At 37.4% G+C, this 9,906-nt stretch carries 6 protein-coding genes; 3 read left to right on the top strand and 3 right to left on the bottom strand.

Annotation, left to right across the window (positions count from 1 at the left end):
- Positions 1–15: 15 nt before the first annotated feature.
- A complete protein-coding gene (locus BOW57_RS19145; protein WP_129056626.1) occupies positions 16–1,551 on the top strand; it encodes a MauE/DoxX family redox-associated membrane protein in 1,536 nt (511 codons plus the stop codon).
- A gap of 62 nt (positions 1,552–1,613) precedes the next feature.
- The gene (locus tag BOW57_RS19150; RefSeq protein WP_129056628.1) at positions 1,614–1,877 is read left to right on the top strand and encodes a DUF6520 family protein; all 264 of its coding nucleotides are present in this window, start codon (positions 1,614–1,616) and stop codon (positions 1,875–1,877) included.
- Positions 1,878–1,941: 64 nt separating this feature from the next.
- Here the strand turns inward: BOW57_RS19150 and BOW57_RS19155 are convergent, their stop codons facing one another.
- The 3 genes from BOW57_RS19155 to BOW57_RS19165 all read right to left on the bottom strand — a co-directional run bounded on the left by BOW57_RS19155 (position 1,942) and on the right by BOW57_RS19165 (position 8,980).
- Positions 1,942–4,023, bottom strand: coding sequence for a prolyl oligopeptidase family serine peptidase (locus BOW57_RS19155; RefSeq protein WP_164973743.1), 2,082 nt, complete (start codon positions 4,021–4,023; stop codon positions 1,942–1,944).
- Positions 4,024–4,540: 517 nt separating this feature from the next.
- Positions 4,541–5,932: a RagB/SusD family nutrient uptake outer membrane protein gene (locus BOW57_RS19160; RefSeq protein WP_129056632.1), complete on the bottom strand. Its 1,392-nt coding sequence runs from the start codon at positions 5,930–5,932 to the stop codon at positions 4,541–4,543.
- Positions 5,933–5,947: 15 nt separating this feature from the next.
- Entirely contained in the window at positions 5,948–8,980 is a 3,033-nt protein-coding gene (locus tag BOW57_RS19165; RefSeq protein ID WP_129056634.1) for a SusC/RagA family TonB-linked outer membrane protein, read from the bottom strand.
- A 533-nt stretch (positions 8,981–9,513) separates the two neighbouring features.
- Here BOW57_RS19165 and BOW57_RS19170 point away from each other — a divergent pair.
- Positions 9,514–9,774 carry a helix-turn-helix domain-containing protein gene (locus BOW57_RS19170; RefSeq protein WP_129056636.1) on the top strand — a complete coding sequence of 87 codons (261 nt, stop codon included), beginning with the start codon at positions 9,514–9,516 and terminating at the stop codon, positions 9,772–9,774.
- Positions 9,775–9,906: the final 132 nt, after the last annotated feature.

The following is a 9,906-nucleotide window of genomic DNA, read 5'->3' on the forward strand; positions in this document are numbered from 1 at the left end:
TAAAATAGTAAGATCATGACGTTAAGCAGCCGTACCAAATATTACATTACAGAAACCATCTGCCTGCTCTTTATCCTTCTGTTCATTTATGCTTCTGCAAGCAAACTTATGGATTTCCAGCATTTCAGAATCCAGCTGGGACAATCACCTTTACTGAGTGCATTTGCTGAACAGCTGGCGGTTATTGTACCCTTGTTCGAAATAATTATCTGCATACTGCTGTTAATTCCTAAATATAAGCCGTTGGGACTTTTTTTGTCATATGGAATTATGGTAATGTTTACTGCCTATATTTTTATAATCCTGAACTACACGTCTTTTATCCCTTGCTCTTGTGGAGGTGTACTGGAAAAGCTTAGCTGGCAATCACATATGATTTTTAATCTGGCCTTTGTTTTTCTCAGTGTCTTAGCAATAATTCTCTATGAGAAAAAAGACAAAAGCTTATATTTTAAAAAGGGATTCTTAGTCGGAGTTTTCTCTTCGGTAACCATTGCAAGCGTCAGTGTAGTTGCGGCTTTATTTATGCTTTCGGAAAATATTATTCATTATCACAATACACTTACAAGGCGATTTCCCCAGACACCTATAAGACAGATTGCCACCTCAGATTTAAAACTGAACTCTTTTTATTTTGCGGGACTTGACAGCAGTGATATTTATTTAGGGAATACTACAGCGCCATTAGTGATCACAAAATTGAATTCCAGACTGGAACAAACCCAAAGAAAGAAGATAGATTTGGACAATAAGAAACTCCCCTTCAGGGCAGCATCAATTATGGTGGAACCGCCTTATTTTTTTGTGACAGATGGTACAGTGCCCTGCATTTTTAAGGGAAAGATTGATAATTGGAATGCTAAATTAATTCTTCGCAAAGGAGAATACTTTACCACTGCCAGAGTAATTGACTCCAATGCAATAACTGCAGTATCGGCAAAAAGAACAAATGGAGATAATGTTCTTGCAGTAATTGATCTGCTGGACAATGGAAGAACAACACTAAATCCAGAAATTCTGCAAAAACAGAATGATGGAGTTTTTGATACTGACGGTATGCTGGTATACAGCAGGGAAATGAAAAGAATAATTTATCTATATGCCTACCGAAATCAATTTACAATTGCAGATAAACGTTTGAAAATTGACTACAGGAGCAGTACAATAGATACTATTACAAAGGCTCAACTGCATATTGAAAATGATGAAAATTTCCGACAGAGGCAGTTTTCAAAGCCGCCCTTATTTGTGAATAAAAACTGTGCTGTTTTCGGCAACTTACTGTTTGTACAGTCTGCAATACCTGGAAGGTTTGAAGATGATAAAATATGGAAACATTCCAGTATTATTGATGTTTATGATCTTAGGAAAAAAAGCTATGTTCTTAGTTTCTGCATAAGCGATCTCAACGGAAAAAAAATGCGCTACTTTAAAGTGCTGGATGACAAAATGTATGTGCTGATCGGCACTCACATTATTGTGTATAAACTGGATTCAAAAATTACAACACATTACGCTAGTCAAAGTGTAGATAATCTATTGGCCAAATAGCAGGGAACTGATCGAAAACCTGTAAAAAAGAGTAGATCATTAACCATATAAATTATATTATTATGAAAACGAATGTTTTAAAAACCATTGTGCCACTTGCTGTTGTGGCAGTGGGACTGACCAGTGCAGCAAGCACTTCGTCTCTGAATAAAAATTCAAAATCAGCTGTTCAATGGGGCTATGAGCACATTGAAAATGATAATAGCTGTAATGCCGTTCAGCAGTGTGATGAAAACGGAAATTTTAATTGTAAAATTGGCTCCGAGGGCGCGCAGCTTTACGATTCTAATTGTGCAACACCTCTGAAAAGAAGTACGTTAGATTAAAATTGTAAAAATGATGCCGTCACTTATTTATAAATGACGGCATTTTTTTTAGATAATAGTGCCTTTACCTGTCGAAATCGCAGTTCATCCAGTCTTTCCTTGGTTCGTTTTTCAAGTAATGATTAAACCATTGCATGATGCGAATATTCAGGTCCTTTGCATTTTCTTTTATTGCCATTTCATGTCCTTCGCGTGGATAAACCAGCAATGTGTGCTCTTTATTTAAGCGCCGTAATGCCAGATAAAACTCCATACTTTGAAGCGAATGGATGTGCCTGTCATCTTCTCCTGTCCAGCCTAGTAAAGGAGTCCTTACGTTTTGTGCCAGAAGTACAGGAGAGTTTTTTAAATAACTAGGCATATCTTCATATAATGATTTACCAATTCGGATCTGATTCTCTTCAGCACGATAAAAATCTGGCTGTCTGCGTGAACCGCTAACATATAGATAGCTACTGACTAAATCTGTCCAGGCAGCTCCTGCAACTGCTGCTGCAAATCGATTCGTCTGTGTTATAATTAAGTCAGATTCATATGCTCCAAAGCTATGGCCTATAAGTCCGATTCTTCCAGAGTCTACATCTCCTTTTTTAAGAACTTCATCTACTGCATTTATCACACTTTTAGTTACTGATTCCGCCAGATTTCCATAGTCATAAACAATGTCGGGGTACAATACAAAATAGCCATTATTAATTACATTTGTAACATTGAATCCATCTTCGGTTAAAAGTGACGGATTAACGTAGTCGTTTAGATAGGCAAACTGCCGTTCATATATATGAACGACCATCGGGTACTTTTCGCCTAACTTATAATCTGTAGGATAACATAGAAACCCCTTTGTTTTTATTCCGTTTACCTTGTATTCAATCGGTTCATTCCTACCCCAGAAAAAACTTTGCTGTTGCGGATTACTTTGTGCAATTTCCTTTGACTTATTATTAAGCAACATAAGTCGTGGAGCCAATTCAAAACTCTGATCTGTATAAAGATAAATATCTCTGCCAGCAGCTTTTTTTATCTCTGCTGTTTTCTTATTTTCCCAGACCATATCTTTCAATCCGCCTTTAAGACTCCAGTAGCTAAATCCGCTCTGGCCTGTTTCACGGTTAGCGGTCTGTAAAAGGAATCCTTTTTTAAGATCGAGAAAATGCTTATTAGATTCCGTCATGCTGTAATAAAAGTCTGAATTGAATACTTTAATTCGATATGATTTTTGCATTTCACGTCCTTTGGTGAGCCTTTTTTTGAAAACTCCATCAGCTGAGACCAGCCACAGATCGTATCTGTCGTACAAAATGATTTCATTATTTTTCGTCCATCCTCCAATACCGTAAGAAGGTGCATCAATAGGCATATTATAATCCTCTCGAAAAAAAGATTCTGAAATTCCTTGCGAGATGTTAATGTACTTATCTTTAGAAATATCATATATCCAGCACTGCTGGTTTTTTGTAAAGAATAGGTAGTTTCCATCGGGTGATCCCATTGGAAGAAAATCGCCACTCCGACGCTCTATTATTAGTTTTCTTTTACCAGTCTGCAAATCCAATATGTACAAATCAAATGGTTGCGATTGATTAGTATTGGGTTCGTATGCTGTGGGATCATATATGAATGCATGCTTATAATCTGCACTAAGAAATCCCAAAGGGAAATCCTTGGTGGTTATCTGCAAAACTTTATTACTATCTAAAGACCATATTGCCATTTTATCCTTTGATTTATAATCCCCTATATGCTTTTTGAAATCATATAGCAGTTTGTCTTTCGTGTTCCAAATCTGAACGGCATTTGGATTAATGTCGTCATCAGATTTATTTTCACTTAGCCAGAAAATTACACGGCTGCCATCATCAGAAAGGATGTTTTTTTTGTAAATCGGATTTGATATTTTCATTCCATGTGGAAAACCAACTGCAATGTTTGAATCCAATCTTCTCATTTTATTCATGCTTATATTAAAATTGTAGAGCATCGGGCTGATAGCTTTATCTTCATTAAAAGCAATCGAATTGCCTTTCCATACTAGACCTGTAAACGGAACTTCATGATTTGATAAAATCTTTTTGCTGGTAATTGTATTTTTAAAGTTCAGTATTTCAATGCTATAAGTATTATCTCCAGCAAAGCAGTACACCATGCCATTTTTTAAAGGATCATAGGTATAATTGATGATATCAGTAGCTTTATGGACAACATTGCCATTAGAATTTCTTATTTCCAGTTTGCGCTTCCTGTTTATCTGCCCCATAAGAATTGCAATATATTTTTGATCGGCTGAAAATTCGAAACTGCTTGCACCGGGCACCCTGTAAACTATGCCTGATTTGAGATTCAGCACTAGCAAAGTGTCACGGGCAATGCTGGCAAAATGTGATTCTCCATTGAATTTTCCGTTTCTGGAATGTGGAAAGTTAAACTTCCTGCCAGTTTGGTTCTGCTGGACAAATAGTGTATCTGATTTTCGATTATTGTAAGTTAAAGCATAGCTGGACCAGTTACCATGATCAGAAATCTGATCGGAGGTAAGGGTACTCCACAAATCATAATCTTTTATGGTCATGATTTTTTTTTGTTTAGCCTGCCCCCTTAAAAGGGGACAGGTTACTAAAACAAAAACAAAAATGGATGCTCTAAAAAAGCGGTAAACTAATAATTTAATAGCCTGCATTTTGAGGAGAAAGATTTGGATTTAACGTTAGTTCGGAATTGGGTAAAGGAAGTAATCTATCAGTTGTTTTCCATTGTGGCTTAACTGGTAAAAGTTGCTGGTCGAGTCTGCCAAATCTTTTAAGATCAAAAAAACGATGGCCGAACTCAGTAAAAAATTCAAGTCGGCGTTCGTCCATAACAGCATCGATAATGTCTTGCGATGTTACTGCTGATGTATTTCCAAGACCTGCAAGATTTCTGGTTTTGTTCAAATCTTCCTTGGCGCCAATAAGATCTCCTGTGTGGGCACGGGCTTCTGCTCTGATTAAATATTGTTCTGCCATTCGAAATACTACCGAATATTCCAGTGATGTGGCGGTATTGGATTTTTGCTGGTATTTGTACGGGTGGTACCAGGTTGCTGTTCCATTGCTAACGGCTTTTAACCACTTGGTCTTTCGCAAATCATCATGGCTGAATGCATTAAGTAAATTTTCTGAGACAGCAGAAGCGGGAGGAGGTCCCTGAGTAAAAATGAATACATTGCCCTGATAGGTATTAGCTCCTTCTAAATTAGACATAAGCTGCCAGATCGTAGCTTTGCTTTCTTTTTTAAACTCTGTGTCCAATGATTCTGGCCAAACGTACAAAGATGTTTGGTTAAGAACGGATGAAGCGGAATTTGATGCTTCTTCCCATTTCTCAGAATACAGATAAACCCTTGAAAGAAGCGCCTGAACGCATCCTTTATTTGGACGCACTCTATTGCTTCCATTATAATCCTTATTTAAAAGCGTAGAAGCCTGTTTTAAGTCTTTTTGTATCAGTTCGTAAACTTCTTTTTCTGGCATTCTTACTGCCTTGGCGTTGATTTTGTAATCAGTAGTATCGATATAGGGGATCGGCCCAAAAATATTTAGCAGATAAAAATGAATTAAAGATCTGACAAACAATGCCTCGCCAGTAAGCTGCTGTTTGTTTTCAAATGGTAATTGCTCAGCTTTTCTCACACCTTCTAGGACTGCATTGGCTGCGTAAATTTGATTATAACTACTATTCCATAAGGTTGCGATCTGTGAATCTGTAGGCAAAAGTGAGTTATTGAAAAAGTTTGCGGGTCCGCTTGCAGATGCGCCGTAAAATTTGAGCTCGTCTGAGTATAAACCCAGCTGGCTGGAAATTCCCGTAGGATAGCCGGTTAGAATTCCATTATCCCTAATTTGTGAATATATATCGATCATAGCGGCGTTCGCTGTTACTTTATCTTCAAATACAGTCCCGGAGGTTAGTTGAGATGATGGCAGATCCACATCTGTAAAATTTGAACAGCCATACAACAGCGATAATAATGCAAATGGCAGGGCAAACAGGAATATTTTAAAGTTATATGTTTTCATAATAGATAATTAAAATTAAAAAGTTAACTGTATAGTGCTTGTGAACACACGTAACGGAGGCAGGTAGCCCGAATATTTAAATTCAGGATCAATTCCTTTATATTTAGTTAATGTGAATACATTCTGGCCTTGAATGCCGATTTTGCAGGTGAATTTTTTTGTCCAATTCACTGGCAGCTGGTAGGTCAGGGAAATATTCTTTAATCGGATGTAGGAGGCATCGCTTATAGCTGCATCACTTGAAGTAAACTGTGAATAAGCTAGAGCTCGGGCTGTATTGCTATTACTATATGCCTGATAAGGCCCCAAATCGCCGGGATTTTGCCAGCGGGAAATTACTTCTGATGGCTGATTTACCATTTTACCCGGCATAGGGGTATATGTATTTGGATTGTAATTTTCCTGTTTAACAAACTGAAATAAGAAATCAAGATCCACATTTTTGTAGTGAAGCTGGTTTTGAAGTCCACCATAGTATTTCGGGCTCAGGTCTTTTACTGTTTTTTGGTCATTGATATAATTTATTGAGCCGTCTCCATCTGTGTCCTCAAATTGATAAGTGCCCGTTAGAGGGTCTAGTCCGGTATAATGAAATACTTTTCTAATATTTAATGACTGTCCAATTACATACTGATTTTTATAGGTTGAGGATTCAAGTGCAGGAAATGAAATCAGTTTATTTGCAGCGGTAGTAATATTAAAACTTGTTGTCCAGCTGAATGCGCCATTTTTAATATTCAATGACCTTATACTGAATTCCAGCCCACTATTCTGCACAACCGCGTCTAAATTGGCCTGCATGGAGGAAAAGCCTGTAGTCCCGGGAAGAGGTACGCCGACCAGCTGATTGGAAGAGCGATTCTGGTACCATGCTATAGTTGTAAATATTCGATCGTTAATAAAGCCAGTTTCAAGGGCAATTTCTAATTTTTTGTTTGTCTCCCATCCGAACTCTGGATTGTATAATCTGCTTGGCTGGAGCCCAGAAATACCCTGATATTTAAACGGTGTAGTACTATAAGTGTCTAAGTACTGATAATCTCCTATCTGGTCATTACCAGTTGTGCCATAACTGCCCCTTATTTTTCCAAAACTTAAAAAAGACAGTTTTTCTTTAGTGACCATTTCCTCACTAAATACCCAGGCAACACCAACTGCTCCAAAATTTGCAAATTGGTTTCCTGGCCCAAATCGGCTGGAGCCATCTCGACGTCCGGTAAGATTTATTAGATATCTTCCTGACCAATTAAGGTTTAATCTCGTATAAAAGGCCTGATATTTATATACATTTTGGTCACTGCTCAAAACTAAATATCGAGTTGCAGATGCTGGATTTTCCATCATACTGTTAGTTGGAAATCCAATAGCATAGTTCACTACTTTATTTCCATTTTGCTGCTGAAAAGTTGTGCCTGCCAATGCATCTAAAGTCAATTTTGAGATATTACCGGTCCAATTAATTTGAGGCTCGATTATCCATGAGGTGCGATTCAAATTATTTGTATAGACAATAGAACTTTCGCTACCCGAACCAAAGGCGGGGTTTAAAACAGTGGAAGGGCGCAAATTCAATTGTTTTTGAGCGAGATTGGTATATCCGAAACTGCTTCTGAGATTGAAACCAGATCCAATATCATAAGAAATGAGTGCATTGGCCAGCAGATCGTACGTCTGTGCTTTGATTTTACCTTCCAGCGGCGCTATTGGATTAGAAAAGGTGTTGTTTTCCCAGTTTAACCTGCCTGCGGAGTCATATAAGGCTGGCGCATTAGGAACCAGCTGAAGCGCCGTGGAGGTTATGTCAATTGCCGGCAGATCGCTCTTTTGCGCTGTATAAATTGAAGAAAAGTTAATTTTGAACCTTTTGTTTTCGGATTCATGGTTCAGGCTTAAATGTCCGCCTGCTTTTAAGTAATCAAAGCTGCCAGGGAAAACGGTAGTTTCTCTGCTGTAATTACCGCTCAGCAGAAAATGTGTTTGAGCGGATCCACCAGAAAGTGAGGATTGCAGGTTTGTATAACTTGCGGTGCCGCCTATCAGCTCCTTCTGCCAGTTAGTATTACGGTTTTGGTCCCAAGTTCCATTAACATCATAGGCGTTAGCGGGATATACTGTTAAACCGTCGTTGGCAAATGCTTCCCTGCGCATGGCTAAGTACTCAGGAGTCTGCAAAACATCCATATAGTGCGCCACCTGACCTATTCCATATGAGTAAGTTGTTGAGAAAACTGTTTTGCCTTCTTTGCCTTTTTTAGTAGTTATTAGTACAACGCCATTTGCACCTCGGGAACCATAGATAGCGGTTGCATCAGCATCTTTAAGAACTTCAATTGCAGTTATATCAGCTGGATTTATACTGTTGAGAGGACTGTTTTCAGCAGGCATATTGCCTGATGTTGCATTACTTCCAATACTTTGGGAAGAATAGGGTAAGCCATCAATAATGTATAATGGATTATTTCCATTGAAGCGTAAACTATTCTGTCCACGTATTTCAATTTCGAATCCACTTCCAGGCAGACCTGTATTCTGGATGATATTCACACCTGCCATTCTTCCCTGCATTGTGGCCAGTACATTGGTGACAGGCTGTGTCTCTATATCCTTTGAAGTTATTCTGGCAATACTTCCAGTACGTTCTTTTTCCTTAACTGAATAATATCCTGCATTGATGCGGACTTCCTTTAGCGTTGTTGTGTCAAAGGCAAGATATATGTCAATTTTACTTTTGGATTCTACAGGGACTATTTTTGTTTTAAATCCAATAAAAGTAACTACTAGAGAATCCTGAGGATATGCATTTATTCCATAATGCCCATTATAGTCGGTTATAACTGAAATGTTGGATTTTCCCTTGACAGAAATCGTTACCCCCGGCAAGGGTGAAGTGCCATCCGAGACAATTCCCTGCACCTGATGCTGTTGATAAATTATGCGAGAATTCTTTTTTGGGCTTCTAGCAAATGATGATGAAAAAGTCAATAATATGCCCGTTAAAAATAGGCAATAAAGAGCTTTTCCATCCTTGTAAAATGAAAAATAATTCATAATATTGGGATTGGTTAGTTAAATACGGATTTGATTAGCTAAGGTCCTCTGCTCTAGTTTGGTCGCTGCAGCTGAGGGCCATTTTTTATGCATTAAGTAAACAGCTTAATAGACATAAGGGAGATTTTTAATACACAGGCAATGATTCATTTAAGAGGTTCGACTTTTTTGGAAGCGAAACTTAAAGAAAATCATGAAGTGAGCGCTAAGAATAGTAAGAGAGTTTTGAGCAAAAAAAAAGGCGCAGAACTCAGCTTATCGTTTCAGAGGCATTGGCATACCCAACCACAAATAAGTGAGCCCACGCCCATAGGTCGTGAGCATCTTACTTATCATCTCGTGGTTGTAAAAACGCCAATTTTCTGAAACGAGATTCAAAGCGAATGCTTCAATATTGTCTTGAAGAATCGCAAATATATTAATTCATTTTCAATTGAATTGTTACAAATATATGAAAAAAAATATTTATGGTGATATATCACCATAAATATTTTTAATAAAATTCAAATATTGTTCTTTCAAATTTAAGTAACATGGCTAAGGAAGAACTATTGAAGGCTTATAAAAAAGCCTTTGGCGAAAATTTAAAAAAGCTTAGAGCGGAAAAAATAAAAACACTCAGTGGAGTGGATAGTACAACTAAGTTCGACTCAAGTAATTATCATAAATATGAAATAGGTACTGGAAATCCAACTCTAGAGACTTTGGTAAGCATAGCAACGGGTCTTGGTATTCATCCAAAGGAACTACTGGATTTTGATTTCGATTTAAAAAGAATAGATATTCATAAATAAAATAACTGTCATTACATTTATTTTCAACCAGTAATTAATATATATATATATATATTAATTTTTACATCTGAAGAAAAGTATATGAAGTGATGGAAAATTATCATAAAAGATTTGATAGTAGGAGATTAAAAT

Origin of the sequence: Flavobacterium sp. YO64 (genome assembly GCF_004119505.1) — a bacterium.
GTDB lineage: Bacteria > Bacteroidota > Bacteroidia > Flavobacteriales > Flavobacteriaceae > Flavobacterium > Flavobacterium oncorhynchi.